Origin of the sequence: Protofrankia sp. CiP1_Cm_nod2, assembly GCF_920664355.1 — a bacterium.
Lineage (GTDB): Bacteria > Actinomycetota > Actinomycetes > Frankiales > Frankiaceae > Protofrankia.
Genome location: NZ_CAKKTL010000037.1, coordinates 1 through 16,720, shown reverse-complemented (window position 1 = coordinate 16,720; position 16,720 = coordinate 1). Strand labels below are relative to the sequence as shown.

Sequence of the window (16,720 nt, the reverse complement as noted above, 5' to 3'; positions counted from 1 at the left end):
GGGATGTACATGACGATCGTCGCCACCCACCCCAGGGCAGTCGAAGGCACCCCATTGCGGTCCCGCCTCGACACCGCCTCGGAGCTGTACCGCACCAACCGTGCGGCCCAGCTGAAGTTTCTGGCCGAGCTCGACGACCAGTTGGATCTCGCGCGGGCAGGCGGTGGAGAACGTTACCGGCAGCGGCACCACGACAGGGGCCGGCTGCTGGTACGTGAGCGGATCGAGCTGTTGCTCGACCGCGACGCCCCGTTCCTGGAACTGTCCACACTCGCCGCCTGGGGCAGTGAGTTCGCTGTCGGGGCAAGCGTCGTCACCGGCATCGGAGTGGTCTCCGGTGTCGAGGTCGTGATCCTCGGACATGATCCGACCGTGCGCGGCGGCGCGATGAACCCCTACTCGTTGAAGAAGACGCTGCGCGCGCTCGAGATCGCCCGGCGCAACCGGCTGCCGGTGGTGAACCTCGTCGAGTCCGGCGGCGCCGACCTGCCGAACCAGGCCGACCTGTTCGTCCAGGCCGGGAAGATCTTCCACGACCTGTCCGAGCTCTCGGCGCTGGGCATTCCGACCATCGCGCTCGTCTTCGGCAACTCCACCGCGGGCGGTGCGTACGTACCGGGCATGTGTGACTACACCGTGCTCGTGGACCAGCAGGCCAAGGTGTTCCTCGGCGGCCCCCCGCTGGTGAAGATGGCCACCGGCGAGGAGTCGAACGACGAGGACCTCGGCGGTGCCGCGATGCACGCCCGGGTCTCCGGGCTCGCCGACCACTTCGCCGTCGACGAGCAGGACGCGATCCGCATCGGCCGGCGCATCCTCTCCGAGATCAACTGGCGGAAGCTCGGCCCCGGCCCGAGCCTGCCGGCCGACCCGCCCCTCTACGACCCCGAGGAACTGCTCGGGATCGCGCCGTCGGACTTCCGTGTCCCCTTCGACCCACGCGAGGTGCTCGCCCGGGTCGTCGACGGCTCCCGTTTCGGTGAGTACAAGCCGGACTACGGCACGAGCATCGTGACCGGCTGGGCCTCCATCCACGGCTTCCCGGTCGGGGTGCTGGCCAATGCCAACGGCGTGCTGTTCAGCGAGGAGGCCAAGAAGGCCTCGGAGTTCATCCTGCTGGCCAACCAGGCCGACACGCCGCTGGTGTTCCTGCAGAACACCACCGGCTACATGGTCGGCGCGGCCTACGAGCAGGGCGGCATCATCAAGGACGGCGCCAAGATGATCAACGCCGTCACCAACAGCCGCGTACCGCACCTGACCGTCAACATGGCCGCCTCGTTCGGCGCCGGCAACTACGGCATGTCCGGCCGGGCGTACGACCCGCGGCTGATGTTCGCCTGGGTGGGCGCCAAGTGCGCCGTCATGGGCGCCGCCCAGCTCGCCGGCGTGCTGTCGATCGTCGGCAAGGCCGCGGCCGCCGCGGCCGGCCGGCCGTTCGACCAGGAGGCCGACGACCGGCGCCGCGAGGAGATCGAAGGCCAGATCAGCGCCGAGTCACACTCGTTCTTCATGAGTGGCAAGCTCTACGACGACGGTGTCCTCGACCCCCGTGACACCCGCACCGTGCTCGGTATCGCCCTGTCCGCCGCTCATTCGGGCCCGATCGAGGGGCGCCGCGGCTACGGCGTCTTCAGGATGTGAGTGTTGTGGTCACCAAACTGCTGATTGCCAACCGCGGTGAGATCGCCTCGAGGATCATCCGCACCGCCCACGAGCTGGACATCGCCACGGTCGCGGTCTTCTCCGACCCGGACGCCGACGCCCCGTTCGCCCGCGAGGCCGACGAGGCGGTCCGGCTGCCCGGCGCGACCCCGACCGAGACGTACCTGCGCGGCGACCTGGTGATCGCCGCCGCCCAGCGCACCGGGGCCGACGCGATCCACCCCGGCTACGGCTTCCTGTCGGAGAACGCCGACTTCGCCCGGGCCTGCGCCGCCGCCGGCATCACCTTCATCGGGCCGCCCCCGGACGCCATCGACGCGATGGGGTCGAAGACCAGGGCGAAGGAGCTGATGGACAAGGCCGGCGTGCCCGTCCTGCCCGGCCTGGTCATCGACTCCGACCTGCTCGCCGACGGCGGCCAGCTCGCCCAGGCCGCCGCGGACCTGGCGTTCCCGCTGCTGGTCAAGGCCGCCTACGGCGGTGGCGGGCGCGGCATGCGCATCGTCCGCCAGGTCGACGAGCTCGCGGAGGCGGTCGCCGGCGCGCAGCGCGAGGCGGCCTCGGCGTTCGGCAACGCGACGGTGTTCCTGGAGCACTACGTCGAGCGCCCCCGGCACATCGAGGTGCAGATCTTCGCCGACCAGCACGGCAACGCGGTGCACCTGTTCGAGCGGGAGTGCTCCATCCAGCGCCGCTACCAGAAGATCATCGAGGAGGCGCCCTCGGTCGCCGTCGACGACGAGCTGCGCGAGCGCCTCGGCTCGGCCGCGGTCGCCGCCGCGAACGCGATCGGCTACGTCGGCGCCGGGACGGTGGAGTTCGTCCTCGACCAGCAGGGGCAGTTCTTCTTCCTCGAGGTGAACACCCGGCTGCAGGTCGAGCACCCGGTCACCGAGGAGATCACCGGCCTCGACCTGGTCCGCGCCCAGCTGCTGGTCGCCGAGGGCGCGCCCCTGCCCGACGAGCTGCGCCAGGCGCGCATCAACGGGCACGCCATCGAGGTCCGGCTGTACGCCGAGGACGTCCCGGCCGGCTTCCTGCCGGCGACCGGGACGGTGCACCGCTTCGAGGTGCCGGCGCTCACGGGCATCCGCGTCGACAGCGGGATCACCGACGGGTCGGTGATCGGCGTGCACTACGACCCGATGCTCGCCAAGATCATCGCCTATGGCCCGACCCGGGCGGACGCCATCCGCCGCCTCGGCCGGGCCCTCGCCCGCACCCGGGTGGACGGCGTGACCACCAACCGTGAGCTGCTGGTGGGCATCCTGCGGGAGGAGGAGTTCCGCGCCGGCGCCATCGACACCGGGTACCTCAACCGCCACGACCCGGTGGCGCTGAGCACCCCGCCCCTGCCCGACGACGTCCTCGCGACCCATCTGCTGGCGGCCGCCCTCACCGCCGCCACCCGGCGCCGGGCGAACGCGGTGCTGCCGACCCTGCCGCCGGGGTGGCGCAACGTCCCGACCGAGCCCCAGCGCACCGTGCTGGAGGTGGCCGGCAAGGCGATCGAGGTCCGCTACCGCCAGTACGGCGACCGGGTCAAGGCCAGCGTGGACGGCCGCCCGCTGGAGGCGCTGGTCCACCGCGTCGACACCGGCCTGGTCGACATCACCGTCGACGATGTCCGCGCGACCGTGTACGTGACCCGTGACGGGGCGGTCTTCCACCTCGACGGCCGCGGCGCCTCGACCGTGGCGCGGGAGGTTCCGCGGTTCGTCGAGCCGGGCGCGAACGTCGCCCCGGGCTCGCTGGTCGCGCCCATGCCGGGCACGGTCGTCCGCGTCGTCGTGGAGGAGGGCGCGACCGTCACCACCGGTGACGTGGTGCTGGTCCTGGAAGCGATGAAGATGGAGCACACGGTGACCGCGCCCCAGGACGGCGTCGTGGTGGAGATCAACGCGCGCCAGGGCCAGACCGTCGACGGCGGCCATGTCCTGGCCGTGCTCGCCGCCGACGGTGAGCAGCCATGACGGCACCCGTCACCCACGCCCCGGACGGGCCGGTGGCCTGGCGGCGCCCGCCGGCCCGGAGCGGGCGCTGATGGCCGCCGACATCGGCCCGCTGCTGGCCGACCTGGCAGCCGAGACCGAGGAACTGACGGCTCTGCTGCGCGGCCTTGACGAGCCCGGCTGGCGCACGCCGACACCGGCCGCCGGCTGGGACATCAAGGACCAGGTCAGCCACCTGGCGTACTTCGACGACGTGACAGTGCTCGCCGCGACCGACCCGGACCGCTTCGACGCCGAGGCGAAGAAGCTGACCGATCTCGGTGACGACTTCGCCGCGCACGTCGCCCGGTGGTACCGGGACCGTTCCGGCGGTGAGCTGCTCACCTGGTTCGAGCAGGCGCGCGGCGCCCTGCTGGACACGCTGGGGGCGGTCGAGCCCGGGACGAAGCTGCGCTGGTTCGGCCCGCCGATGAGCGCCCCGAGCTCCGCCACCGCCCGGCTGATGGAGACCTGGGCGCACGGGCAGGACGTCGCCGACGCCCTGGGGGCGCGGCGCGAGCCGACCGCCCGGCTGCGCCACATCGCGCACCTCGGCGTCGCCACGATCCGCTGGAGCTTCGCCGTGCGGCAGCTGCCCCCGCCCGACAGCCCGGTCCGGGTCAGCCTCACCGCCCCCGACGGCTCGCTCTGGCAGTGGGGGCCGCCGGAGGCGGCCGATGTCATCACCGGCCCGGCGCTCGACTTCTGCCTGCTGGTCACCCAGCGCCGCCACCACGCGGACCTCGGCCTGCGGGCCACCGGGGCCACCGCGGCCCGCTTCCTCGAGATCGCCCAGGTCTTCGCCGGGCCGCCGGGCCCCGGGCGTCCCCGCGGCGGGGAGAAGCCGTGACCGCGGCCCCCCTCATCGGTCCGGCTCTCTCGCCGGCCCTCTCGTCGGCCCCCGCGTCGACCTTGCAGGAAGGATGGTGCCGCACGTGACCACACCGGCTGTACCGGCCACGCCGGCCACGCCGGGCGCACCGCGGCGTCCGGTGCGCATCGCCAACTGCTCGGGTTTCTACGGGGACCGTATCGACGCCGCGAAGCAGATGGTCGACGGCGGCCCGATCGACGTGCTGACCGGCGACTACCTCGCCGAGCTGACGATGCTGATCCTGTGGAAGGCCCGGCGCCGTGACCCCGGGGCCGGGTACGCCCGCACCTTCCTCACCCAGCTCGAGCAGGTGCTCGCCACCAGCCTGGAGCGCGGCATCAGGATCGTCGCCAACGCCGGCGGCCTCAACCCCCAGGGGCTGGCCGAGAAGGTGGCCGAGCTCGCCGCGCGCCTCGGCCTGTCCCCCCGCGTCGCCTACGTCACCGGTGACGATCTCGTGGGCCGCATCGACGAGCTGCAGGCGGCCGGCGAGCCGTTCGTCAACATAGACACCGGGCGCAAGCTCGCCGAGCTGGGTGTGCAGCCGGTGACCGCCAACGCCTACCTCGGCGGCTGGGGCATCGCCGCCGCGCTGGAGGCGGGCGCCGACATCGTCGTGACACCCCGGGTGACCGACGCGTCCCTCGTGGTCGGCCCCGCGGCCTGGTGGCACGGCTGGGAACGCACCGACTGGGACCAGCTCGCCGGAGCGGTCGCGGCCGGCCATGTGATCGAGTGCGGCCCGCAGGCCTGCGGCGGCAACTACGCGTTCCTGTCGGAGGTCACCGACCGGCGCTACCCGGGGTTCCCCATCGCGGAGGTGGCCGCCGACGGCAGCAGCGTCATCACCAAGCACGCCGACACCGGCGGCCTGGTCTCGGTCGGCACGGTCACGGCCCAGCTGCTCTACGAGATCGCCGGCCCCGCGTACGCCAACCCCGACGTCGTCGCCCACTTCGACACCGCCGAGCTGACGCAGCAGGGCCCGGACCGGGTGCTGCTGAGCGGCACCCGCGGCAGCGCCCCGTCGGACAAGCTGAAGGTCGCCGTGAACTACCTCGGCGGCTACCGCAACACGATGACCCTGGTCATCACCGGTCTCGACATCGAGGAGAAGGCCGCCTGGGCCCGCCAGGAGCTGTTCGACATCCTCGGCGGCGAGGACTCCTTCGACGCCGTCGACGTGCGGCTGCTGCGTTTCGACCACGACAACGCCGAGACCAACGCGCTGGCGGCCGCGCACCTGCAGGTCACGGTCAAGGACCGGGACCCGGCACGCGTCGGGCGCTCCTTCTCGAACGCGACCATGGCCCTCCCGCTGGGGGGCTACGCCGGCTTCCACACCACGACACCGCCCACCGGCGAGAGCGCGTACGGCGTCTACTGGCCCGCGCTCGTCTCCCGGGATGTCGTCACCCAGCGTGTCGTGCTCGATGACGGCTCCGAGCTCGTCATCGAGCACAGCCCGTCGGCGCCGCAGCCCCCGGCCGCGCAGGAGGAGCCGGTGGGCGCGACAGCCACCCCCGCGGCGGGCACGGGCGGACGGGTGCGGGTCCCGCTCGGGCGGCTGGCCGGCGCCCGCTCCGGGGACAAGGGCGGCAACGCGAACGTGGGCATCTGGGCCCGGGACGACGCCACCTACGCCTGGCTCGCCGCCGAGCTGACCACACGGAAGTTCGTCGAGCTGGTCCCGGAGGCCGCCGGCCTTCAGGTGCACAGGTACGAGCTGGCGAACCTGCGCGCGCTCAACTTCGTCGTCGTCGGGCTGCTGGGGGAGGGGGTCGCCTCGGCGACCCGCCCCGACCCGCAGGCGAAGGGCTTCGGCGAGTACGTACGTTCTCGCCACATCGACGTACCCGCCGAGCTCGTCCGGTAGGAACGATCCCCGCCGGCGGAAGCCCGGCGGGAACGCGGCGGGGACACGCGACGCCTGGTTCGTCGCGGTGGTCCCCGCCGTACCGGTTGGGCCGGGGCCGGCCCGCCTCGCACCGCGGAGGCGGGCCGGTGGCGCGCCGGGTCGCGCGTGCGGCACCTGCGGCGCGCCGGCGCGGGAACCGGTACAGGGTGTCGCGGACGGCCCCGGCATGCTCTTCCGGCGTGCCGGGGCCGCCCCTTCGTGATCATCGAGTGGCCGCCGCTCCTTCGGCCGCCACTCCCTGGACGTCCGCTCCCTGAGCGCCCGCTTCTTTGACGCTGGTCCTTCGGTGTCGCCGGGCGCGCCCGCGAGGATCTCGACCGTGCCGGTGGCATGTCGCCAGGCGGGCGGCGATGTCTCCCGGCGCCGGCCTGTTTCCGGCGCCTGTTCCGGCCTGCCCTTCCGACGGCCGGCCTGTTCCCGCCCGCTGCTCGTTCCGGCAGGACGATGAGCGGTGACGGCTACGGACCGTCCCGAAGACAGGTGCGGTAGGTGGCAGCCGGGGGCGGCTGGCAGCGCCTGCCGTGGGCCGGTTGGGTACGGGATTCGCCGTGGTGCTGAAATAGCGTCGCAGGTGGGGTTTCGCCTGTATCCGGAACGTGGCCGAGGCCTGACCGGGACTGATGACCGGGACCGATGACCGGGGCTGATCGCACGGCTGGGCCGCAAACGATCGTCAGCGGTCTCCGTCGCTCTCCCGGCGGCCGGGCGCCCGTCCAGGCACCAGCAGAGAAGAACAGGCACCAGCAGAGAAGAACAGGCACCAGCAGAGAAGAACAGGCACCAGCAGAGAAGAACGGGCAGCCGAAGTCGGGGGCCGGCGAAGGAGACGCAGAGCTGTGACCGTTGCCGCGAAGGCCGATACGGCGTCAGCGGTGACTCGGAGTGATTCCTTTTGCGACGGGGAGTGGCCGAGTGGGCGACGCGCCACGCTGACCGCGGTGCCGGCACCGGAGCACCGGGGCGGCCCGCCGGCGTGGGGCCCGTCGGCGTGGGCCCGTCGGCGTGGGGCCTGTGGTGACGGCCGCCGGCGCGATCCCAGCGGTGCAGGCCGGGCGCGCCGACATGTTGATCAATACTTGCGTTCCGGTCGACCAGTTGGCCCGCTGTCATCACATCCGCCCGCGGGTCATCGTCGGCTCCCTCGACGCGTCACCGGTACGGCCACCGCGGAGACGGCCGGCCGTGGCTGGCCGCGCCGCTGGTGGGGCCGGCCGCCGTCCCGGCCGGGGCGGTCCTCGCGATCCCGGCGATCCGGCTCACCGGGCTCTACCCGGCGCTGGGGGCCGCCGGCCCCGGCGTCTTCCCGCCGCTCGACGAGGTCTCCGTGCGGTGAGGCTTTTTTCGCGATGGTCCGCCGGCATGACGGCCGGAACACCAGAAGGAGAAGGATGAACGGGAAAGGACGCGGCGCCGCGTTGTGGGTGTTACTGACCGCTGCGATGCTGGTGGTAGCTGCCTGTGGCTCCTCGGACTCCAGTTCGGGGACGGACGCGGAGGCGTCGTCGGGCAGGCCGGTCGTCCTTGGTGCGATCTGTAGTTGTTCGGGTGCGCAGTCGGCCGCCCTCGGCCGGCTCAAGGACGTTTTCGACACCTGGGCCAAATCCGTCAACACGCGGGGCGGCGTCAACGGCAGCCCGGTAAGATTGATCATAGAGGATGACGGCGGTGACCCGACGAGGTCGTTGCGGGCCGTCCGGAAACTGGTCGAGCAGGACAAGGTCGTGGCCATCATCGGCGACAGCAGCCTGGTCGGCACGACCTGGGCCGACTACGTGACCGAGAAGGACATCCCGGTCGTCGGCGGGCTCTCCGTCGAGTCGCCCTTCCTGACCCACGCGGACTTCTTCGTAACGGGCGCGCCGCTCCCGGTGACCACCGTGGGTATCTGGGAGGCGGCGAAGGCGGCGGGCAAGAAGAAGGTCGGCCTGCTGTACTGCTCCGAGTCGGCGGTCTGCGCCCAGCTCGAGGGCCTGGGCAGGGCCGCTTCCGCCCTCGTCGGCGGCGTCGGGATCGCCACCGGGAAGATCTCGGCGGCCGCGCCCGACTACACCGCGGCCTGCCTGGCGCTGAGGGACGAGGGCGTGGACGCGCTGTTCGTGGCGCACAGCTCCGAGGTCGTGCCGCGGGTCGTGGACTCGTGCGCCCAGCAGGGATTCACCCCGGCCGTGATCGGCCAGACCCCGGCCCTCGGGCCGTCCTGGCTCGGGCACAGGGGTTTTGACGGGGCTCTCCTGGTGTCCCCGACCGTCCTTTACACCGACGGGTCCGTGCCGGCGGTGAAGGAGTTCCTCGACGCGCTGGACACGTACTACCCGGACCTGCGTAAAAGCCGGCAGTTCACCTATGACACGATCTACCCGTGGGCCGGTGGCAAACTGTTCGAAGCGGCGGCGAGGGCGGGTAACATCGGGCCCGACTCGACACCGGCCGACGTCAAGAAGGGCCTGTACGCGCTGAAGGGCGAGACGTTGGGCGGCATCATCCCACCGACAACATTCACGGAGGGCCAGCCCGTTTTCCCCACCTGCTATTTCCAGGCGGCTATTCGGGGGGGCCGGGCCGTCAGCCTCGGCAAGGGCGCGACGAAATGCCTGACCGAAGCCCAGGCCCTGCGGCTGGCCCAGGCCCTGAGAAGTTAGCCGCGACGGCCGGCGGCGGTGTACGGCGAGGCCTGCCCCGCGCCGGCACCGGCCCCGCGATCCCCGCGATGATGCCTGTCGCGTGCCGCCGCTCTTGTGCCGCCGCCGGCACCGCATGATTTTCTTGCTGCTCCTTTCCACCGGAACGGGACATCGGAATGACAGTGACCAGAAGGTGCCGCCGCCTACATCTCATCACCCTGGTTCTCGTATTGGGAACCCTGGGCGGGCTGCTGGCCGGATGCGGTGGCAGCGATGTCGCCAGGCAGCCCGTCCGGTCGTCCTGCACGACGCCGGGAGTAACCGATACCGAGGTCAGAGCCGGTCTGGTGTTCAGCGCGTCCGGGCCGGGGGCGTCCCTGCTGCGCGGGTTCCGGTCCGGTATCGACGCCCGTCTCGGAGTGGTCAATGCCGAGGGCGGTGTCAACGGCCGGAAGATTGTCTACTCCTGGCGGGACGACGCCACCGATCCCGCGTTGAACCTGGTCGGTTCCCGCGACCTCGTCGAGGACGAAGGGGCCTTCGGAATCATTCAGGGGCCGCATGCGGCATCCGGTTCCGCGCCCTATCTGAGCGAGCGGGGGATCCCGGTTGTCGGATCCGCCGGCGAGACCGTCTGGGCAAATTACAAGAACATGTTCTCCTGGCACTACTACACCTCCGAAAAAGGTTCCTCCAGCGGCTGGGGGGACTTCGTCCGCAGCCGGGGCGGCACCCGTGCCGTCCTGATGGGCATAGCGTCGGGCGATGCCGGCAAGAAGTTCCACCGGCAGCTCGCCCAGAGCCTGAACGCCGCCGGTGTCAACACCGACATGACCTTCGAGGTGACGGCCAGCACCACCAGCTTCGAGGCGCTGGCCCGGCAGATGAAGGCGGCGCAGATCGACACCATCGCCGGGGTTGTCTTCCCGAACGTTCTGGTCAAGCTCCTCCCGGCGGCCCGGGCCGCCGGGGTCGACCTCAGGGCGGTGCTCATCCCGGTCGGCTACGACCCGACGCTGCTGCAACAGGTCGGTCCGGCGCTGTCCGGGGTCGTCACCTACATCGACTTCGTCCCGTTCGAGCTGGACACCGAGGCGTACCGGCGGCTGTTCGACGCGGTGACCGCCTACGCCCCGGAGAACCAGGCGCCGGCGCAGGAGAGCACCGTTTTCGGCTGGCTGTCCGCCGACATGTTCATCCGCGGGCTACAGGCGGCCGGGCCCTGCCCGACCCGCCAGTCGTTCATCGACGGCCTGCGCAAGGTCCACGACTACGACGGTGGCGGCCTGCTCCTGCAGAAAGTCGACTTCGCCACCAACTCCGGACGGCTGGGTGACTGCTACGCCTTCGTCCAGGTCAGCGACGACGGCAGCAGGTTCCTGCCGCTGCCACCCACCCCGCGCTGCGGCCGCACGCTCCCCTGAGCGGGCGGTCACGGATCACCGCTGGCCGCTCCCGCGTGAACGGGCCGGGCCGGCCCGCGGTGCGGTGCCGGCGGTGGCGGTGGCGGCCGGCCGGACGGACGGACGGACGGAACCACCGTCCGGCCGTCACCGTCCGGCCACCGCCGGCCGGGCCGTCATCCCGCCCCGTGCGGCGGCGGCCCGCGCGCCCGGCAGGTGCACGTACGGTCATGGCCCGCGTCTCCTGCGGCATCAGGCCAGCTCAGGCCAGCCCTGTACGGCCGCGCCGCGGCACGGCAGCCGGCGGCCCGTCATCCTGTCCCGCGCCGTTCTGGGTCGCCGCCCGGTGACTCGCCAGGCCGGCGACAGGCCAAATTTTGGTAACCATATAACTACATATTGAATACTCCTACACTGGCCTGTGCTCAACATCACACTTGGGACAAGAGACGGGTCACCATGTCATTGGTCAGCAGACGTTGGCACTTACGTTTCACCGCCCTGGTCATCACATCGAGCTGCCTGGGTGGTCTGGTGGTCGCGTGCGGGGGTGGGGACAGCAGCCGATCCGTGCAGGCGGAGAGCTGTACGGCGCCGGGGGTGACCAGCACCGAGGTCAAAGCCGGCCTGCTGTACAGCAGTTCCGGGCCCGGGGCGTCCCCGGCGCACGGATTCCGTTCCGGCGTTCAGGCCCGTTTCGAACTGGCCAACGCCGAAGGGGGCGTCAACGGCCGGAAGCTCACCTACGTCTGGCGGGACGACGCGACGGATCCCACGCTGAACCTGGTCGGGGCCCGTCAGCTCGTCGAGGACGAGAAGGTCTTCGGCATCATGCAGGGACTGCAGGTGGCGGGTGGCTCCGCACAGTATCTCGGCGACCAGGGGATCCCGGTCACCGGGTTCGCCGGCGAGACGGTCTGGGCGCAGCACCAGAACATGTTCTCGTGGCACTACTACACGGTCGAGAAGGGGTCGTCCACGGTCTGGGGGGATTTCGCCAGCAGCCGTGGTGGCACCCGCGCCGCCATGGTGGACATGGCCCTGAGCGACTCGACCCGGAAATACCACCAGCAGGTCGTCGAGAGCCTGCGGCGCACCGGCGTCAGCGTTGACATGGAATACGAGGTGACCGCCAGCACGACCAGCTTCGAGACGCTGGCCCGGCAGATGAAGGCGGCACGTATCGACACGATCGCCGGCGCGCTCTTCCCGGACGTCCTGGCGAAGCTGATCCCGGCGGTGCGGGCCGCCGGTGTCGACCTCAAGACCGTGCTCGTTCCGGCCGGTTACGACCAGACACTGCTGCGGCAGCTGGGCCCGACGCTGGCCGGGGTCGTCGTGTACGTCAGCTTCGTCCCGTTCGAGCAGAACGCGCAGGCCTACACGCGGATGCTCAGCGCGATGTCCACCTACGCGCCGGAGAACCAGAGCCCGACGCAGGAGGGCGCTGTCTTCGGCTGGCTGTCCGCCGACATGTTCGTCCGCGGACTGCGGGAGGCCGGGCCCTGCCCGACCCAGCAGTCGTTCATCGGCGGCCTGCGCAAGGTCCACGACTACAGCGCTGACGGCCTGCTGCCCCGGCCCATCGACCTCACCACCAACTTCGAGCAGCTCGGCGACTGCTTCACCTTCGTCCAGGTCAGTGACGACGGCAGCCGGTTCGTGCCGCTGGAGCCCAGCCCGCGTTGCGGCAAGCCCATCACCTGACGTGACAGCCGCGGGCTGCTGACCGCCTTCCCGGAGCGTCGGGCCAGGCCGTCGGACACGGCCTAGGCCTGGTCCGCCGCCTGGACCGCCACGCCGGAGGCGAGCAGCGCGTCCACGCCGCGCACACCCCAGTCGGTCAGCGCCTGCCGGGTGTGCGCGCCGGGCAGCGCGGGCGGGCCCGGGGGAGCGGCGGGCGTCCGGCTGAAACGGGGTGCGGGAGCGGGCTGCCGCACCCCGTCCACCTCGACGAACGTGCCGCGGGCCGCCAGGTGCGGGTGGTCCGCGGCCTCCGTCAGGCTCAGCACGGGGGCGACACAGGCGTCGGTGCCCTCGAAGACCTTCGCCCACTCGTCCCGGGTGCGCCGGGCGAACGCGGCGGCGATCCGCTCCCGCAGCGCGGGCCAGGCGGCGGGGTCCGCGCGCTCCGCCTCGTCGGGCTCCAGGCCGAGCAGCGTCATGAACCGCGCGTAGAACTTCGGCTCCAGCGGCCCGACGGCGACCCAGCTGTCATCGGCGGTCCGGTGGACGTCGTACCAGGGACGCCCGGTGTCGAGCAGGTTGACGCCCCGCTCGTCGCGCCACTGCCCGGCGGCGATCAGACCGTGCACGAAGGTGGTCAGGGATGCCGCGCCGTCGACGATGGCGGCGTCGACCACCTGGCCGCGGCCGGAGCGGGCGGCCTCGAAGACCGCGGCGAGCACGCCGACGACCAGGTACAGGGAGCCGCCCCCGAAGTCGCCGAGGAAGTTGACCGGCACGGCCGGGCCCTCACCCTGGCGGCCCAGCGCGTGCAGCGCACCGGTGATCGCGATGTAGCCGATGTCGTGCCCGGCGGTGGGGGCCAGCGGGCCGTCCTGGCCCCAGCCGGTCATCCGGCCGTAGACGAGACGGGGGTTGCGGGCCCAGCAGTCCCGCGGGCCGACCCCGAGACGCTCGGCGACCCCCGGCCGGTAGCCCTCGATCAGCACGTCCGCCCGCTCGGCCAGGTCCAGCACCGCCCGCACCCCGTCCGGGGAGCGCAGGTCGATGACGACCGAACGGCGGCCGCGCCGCAGGATGTCCGCCGGCGGCGGCACGATGTCGTTCGCCTCGTCCGGACGGTCCACCCGGATCACGTCCGCACCCAGGTCGGCGAGCAGCATCGCGGCGAAGGGGCCGGGGCCGATGCCGGCGAGCTCGACGACACGCAGCCCGCGCAGCGGGCCGGTCGTGCCCGCGGCTGTGCCGCTGTCCGTCCCGCTGTCCGTCATCCCGTCTCCGGCCTCGATCAGGTGAGCGGCCGTCCCCGGCGCGTGTGGCCTCAGCGTAACCAGGCAGGGAACGTCCGCTCATCCGGTCGGGGATGTCCGGACGGGGGATCCGGGTGGAGGATGCGGGCGGGGATCCGGGCGGGAACGCTCCAGGGGCTTCCTTTCGGCACCAAGTGCCACTACTGTGACTCGGCACCGAGTGCCACTACTGTGACCTCGCACACGTGACCACCCGACCGACCCGAGGAACCAGCAGGGAGCAGCCATGAGCGACCACACACGCGAGACATCGGTCAGCTTCGACGAGGACACCGCTGGCGCGGCACATCCCGTCGACGTCGACATCCTCCAGGAGGAGTTCCTCGTCGAGGACGTCTCCATCGACGGGATGTGCGGGGTCTACTAGAGCGCGCGGCCCGGATGACCGAGCCCACCGCGGCGGCGCGGGCCGTCCCCGGCTTCGCCCTCGACGCCCCCTGGCAGCTGCATCCCCAGGTCTCGGTGCGGCCGGAGCCTTTCGGGGCGCTGGTCTACCACTTCGGGACCCGCCGGCTGTCCTTCCTGAAGGACCCGGCGCTGCTGCGTCTGGTCCAGGCGCTGCCGGAGCATCCCCGCGCGCGGGATGCCGCCACCGCGGTCGGCATCACCGAGGCCGACCTGCCGCGCTACCAGCGTGCCCTGGCCACGCTGGCGGCAACGTTCATGATCGTCGAAAGGACGACGATGACCGCCGAAACGACGACGACCGCCGAAAGGAACGCGCCGTGAGCGTCGCCGCGGCACCAGCCCGCCTGGTCGACCACTTCCAGCACGGCCTGGCCGCCCCGATCTGCCTGACCTGGGAGCTCACCTACGCCTGCAACCTGGCCTGCGTGCACTGCCTGTCCAGCTCGGGGCGGCGCGACCCGCGCGAGCTGACCACCGCGCAGTGCAAGGCGGTCATCGACGAGCTCGAGCGCATGCAGGTCTTCTACGTCAACATCGGCGGCGGGGAGCCGACCGTCCGCCCGGACTTCTGGGAGATCGTCGACTACGCGGTCGCCCACCACGTCGGGGTGAAGTTCTCCACCAACGGGGTGCGCATCACCAGGGATGTCGCCGCCCGGCTCGCCGGCAGCGACTACATCGACGTGCAGATCTCCCTGGACGGCGCCACCGCCGAGATCAACGACGCGGTCCGCGGCACGGGCTCCTATGCCACCGCCGTGCGCGCCATGGAGCACCTCGCCGACGCCGGGTTCGCGGGCTTCAAGCTCTCCGTCGTCGTCACCCGGCACAACGCCGGCCAGCTCGACGCGTTCAAGGCCCTCGCCGACCGGTACGGCGCCCAGCTGCGGCTGACCCGGCTGCGCCCGTCCGGCCGCGGCGCCGACGTCTGGGACGAGCTGCACCCCACCGCCGCCCAGCAGCGCGAGCTCTACGACTGGCTGGTGGCCCACGGCGAGCAGGTGCTCACCGGGGACTCCTTCTTCCACCTGTCCGCCTACGGCCAGGCGCTGCCCGGGCTGAACCTGTGCGGCGCCGGCCGGGTGGTCTGCCTGATCGACCCGGTCGGGGACGTCTACGCCTGCCCGTTCGCCATCCACGACTCCTTCCTCGCCGGCAACGTCCGCGAGCCCGGTGGCTTCGAACGGGTCTGGCGCTCCTCGGAGCTGTTCACCGAGCTGCGGGCGCCGCAGAGCGGGGGCGCGTGCGCGTCCTGCGCGCACTTCGACTCCTGCCGGGGCGGCTGCATGGCCGCGAAGTTCTTCACCGGCCTGCCGCTGGACGGCCCGGATCCCGAGTGCGTCCAGGGCTACGGGGCCGACGCCCTGCTCGCCCGCGATGACGCCGGCGTCCCGAAGCCCTCCGGCGACCACTCCCACTCCCGGGCCGCCGCCGGGAAGCCACCGCGGCACGGGGAGCCGGGGCGGGGCGGGCCGGGGCCGGTCCCGGTGGTCATCGGCCGCGCGCCGGTGAGTGCCGCACCGGTGAGCGCCTGCCAGCAGGACCCGCTGGCCGGGTTCGCGCCCGCGGCCACGGTGGGGCGCTGACATGCCCGCCCCACAACCGGCCGATCCCCTGTTACTCGGGACCCCCCTGACGCTCGGGACGCGGCGGGCGCCGTCCCGGGTGCTGTTCGGGCCGCACGAGACCAACCTCGGCCACCGCCGCTCGTTGAGCGCCCGGCACGTCGCCTACTACGCCCGGCGGGCGGCCGGCGGCGCCGGGATCATCGTCACCGAGACGGCGTCGGTCACCGCCGACGACTGGCCCTACGAGCGGGCGCCGCTGGCCGCCGACTGCGCCCCCGGCTGGTCGGCGGTGGCCGACGCCTGCCGGGAACACGGCACCCTGGTGCTCGCCGGGCTCGGCCACGCCGGCGGGCAGGGCTCGAGCGCGTTCTCCCAGTCGGTGCTGTGGGCGCCGTCGCCGGTGGCCGACGCGGCCAGCCGCGAACTGCCCGCGGAGATGGAACAGCCCGAGATCGACGCGGTCGTCGAGGGCTTCGCCGCCGCCGCCCGGCTGGCCGCGGCGGCCGGCACCGACGGCGTGGAGATCGACGCCGGGCCGGTCTCGCTGCTGCGCCAGTTCCACTCCGGGCTGACCAACCAGCGTGCCGACGGCTACGGTGACGACCGGTTGCGCCTGACCCGCGAGGTGATCGCCGCGGTGCGCGGCGCGCTGGGGGCCGGCCGCGTCCTGGCGCTGCGGCTGTCCTGCGACGAGCTCGCGCCCTGGGCCGGGGTGACACCCGAGCAGGCGGCCGAGCAGGTCGCCGCCCTCGCCGGCGACATCGACCTGCTCGTCGTGGTCCGTGGCGGGCCGTTCTCCACCTCGGCCTACCGGCCCGCCACGCACACGCCGCCGATGTTCAACCTCCAGCTGTGCCGGCAGATGCGGGCCGCCGCCGCCGGGCGCGTCCCCGTGGTGCTGCAGGGCAGCGTCGTGGACGTGGCCGAGGCCGAGGCCGCCCTGGCCGACGGTGTCGCCGACATGGCCGAGATGACCCGGGCGCAGATCGCCGAGCCCGACCTGGTGCGTCTCGTACGCGCGGGCGCGGCCGGCCAGGTCCGGCCGTGCGTCCTGTGCAACCAGGCCTGCCGGGTGCGTGACAACCGCAACCCGGTCGTCAGCTGCGTCGGTGAGCCGTACAGCGGGCACGAGACCGTCGAGAGGCCGGTTACGGGCACCGACCCGCGGGCCCGCGCCGTGCTGGTGGTCGGCGGCGGGCCCGCCGGGCTGGAGGCCGCCCGGGTGCTGGCGCTGCGCGGGCACCAGGTCCGGCTGGCCGAACGCGGCGGCACGCTC

Annotated in this window: 13 protein-coding genes; 12 read left to right on the top strand and 1 reads right to left on the bottom strand. The window is 72.4% G+C overall.

The genetic code is table 11. The features are described from left to right. Positions 1–9 precede the first annotated feature (9 nt). From NBW84_RS06285 to NBW84_RS06255, 8 genes are all read left to right on the top strand, one after another. Complete coding sequence (locus NBW84_RS06285) at positions 10–1,644, top strand: carboxyl transferase domain-containing protein (protein ID WP_250282573.1); 1,635 nt, start codon at positions 10–12, stop codon at positions 1,642–1,644. Between the two features lie 5 nt (positions 1,645–1,649). Beyond that, positions 1,650–3,638: an ATP-binding protein gene (locus tag NBW84_RS06280; RefSeq protein ID WP_250282571.1), complete on the top strand. Its 1,989-nt coding sequence runs from the start codon at positions 1,650–1,652 to the stop codon at positions 3,636–3,638. Positions 3,639–3,708: 70 nt separating this feature from the next. Continuing rightward, positions 3,709–4,506: a TIGR03084 family metal-binding protein gene (locus NBW84_RS06275; RefSeq protein WP_445548352.1), complete on the top strand. Its 798-nt coding sequence runs from the start codon at positions 3,709–3,711 to the stop codon at positions 4,504–4,506. A gap of 73 nt (positions 4,507–4,579) precedes the next feature. Next, on the top strand, positions 4,580–6,406 hold the full coding sequence (locus NBW84_RS06270) for an acyclic terpene utilization AtuA family protein (protein ID WP_445548351.1): 1,827 nt from the start codon (positions 4,580–4,582) through the stop codon (positions 6,404–6,406). A 1,243-nt stretch (positions 6,407–7,649) separates the two neighbouring features. Then, the gene (locus NBW84_RS24105; protein ID WP_445548350.1) at positions 7,650–7,781 is read left to right on the top strand and encodes a hypothetical protein; all 132 of its coding nucleotides are present in this window, start codon (positions 7,650–7,652) and stop codon (positions 7,779–7,781) included. A 55-nt stretch (positions 7,782–7,836) separates the two neighbouring features. Next, positions 7,837–9,087, top strand: a complete 1,251-nt coding sequence (locus NBW84_RS06265; RefSeq protein WP_250282565.1) for an ABC transporter substrate-binding protein — start codon at positions 7,837–7,839, stop codon at positions 9,085–9,087. A 158-nt stretch (positions 9,088–9,245) separates the two neighbouring features. Continuing rightward, positions 9,246–10,493 carry an ABC transporter substrate-binding protein gene (locus NBW84_RS06260; protein ID WP_250282564.1) on the top strand — a complete coding sequence of 416 codons (1,248 nt, stop codon included), beginning with the start codon at positions 9,246–9,248 and terminating at the stop codon, positions 10,491–10,493. Positions 10,494–11,072: 579 nt separating this feature from the next. Further along, positions 11,073–12,179 carry an ABC transporter substrate-binding protein gene (locus NBW84_RS06255; RefSeq protein WP_250282562.1) on the top strand — a complete coding sequence of 369 codons (1,107 nt, stop codon included), beginning with the start codon at positions 11,073–11,075 and terminating at the stop codon, positions 12,177–12,179. 62 nt (positions 12,180–12,241) lie between these two features. On the opposite strand, the gene NBW84_RS06250 is transcribed toward NBW84_RS06255, so the two are convergent. Beyond that, on the bottom strand, positions 12,242–13,429 hold the full coding sequence (locus NBW84_RS06250; RefSeq protein ID WP_250282560.1) for a CaiB/BaiF CoA transferase family protein: 1,188 nt from the start codon (positions 13,427–13,429) through the stop codon (positions 12,242–12,244). 265 nt (positions 13,430–13,694) lie between these two features. Here NBW84_RS06250 and mftA point away from each other — a divergent pair, with 265 nt between their 5' ends. The 4 genes from mftA to NBW84_RS06230 all read left to right on the top strand — a co-directional run. After that, positions 13,695–13,835 (top strand): mycofactocin precursor MftA, encoded by a 141-nt coding sequence (gene mftA, locus NBW84_RS06245; RefSeq protein ID WP_250282558.1) that lies wholly within the window; start codon positions 13,695–13,697, stop codon positions 13,833–13,835. A gap of 14 nt (positions 13,836–13,849) precedes the next feature. Next, positions 13,850–14,197, top strand: coding sequence for a mycofactocin biosynthesis chaperone MftB (mftB, locus tag NBW84_RS06240; protein ID WP_250282555.1), 348 nt, complete (start codon positions 13,850–13,852; stop codon positions 14,195–14,197). Further along, complete coding sequence (gene mftC / locus NBW84_RS06235) at positions 14,194–15,462, top strand: mycofactocin radical SAM maturase (RefSeq protein ID WP_250282553.1); 1,269 nt, start codon at positions 14,194–14,196, stop codon at positions 15,460–15,462. Before mftB ends, mftC begins: the two co-directional genes overlap by 4 nt. A gap of 1 nt (position 15,463) precedes the next feature. After that, positions 15,464–16,720, top strand: a 1,257-nt coding sequence (locus NBW84_RS06230; protein ID WP_250282552.1) for a mycofactocin system FadH/OYE family oxidoreductase 1, incomplete at its 3' end; no start/stop codon positions are given.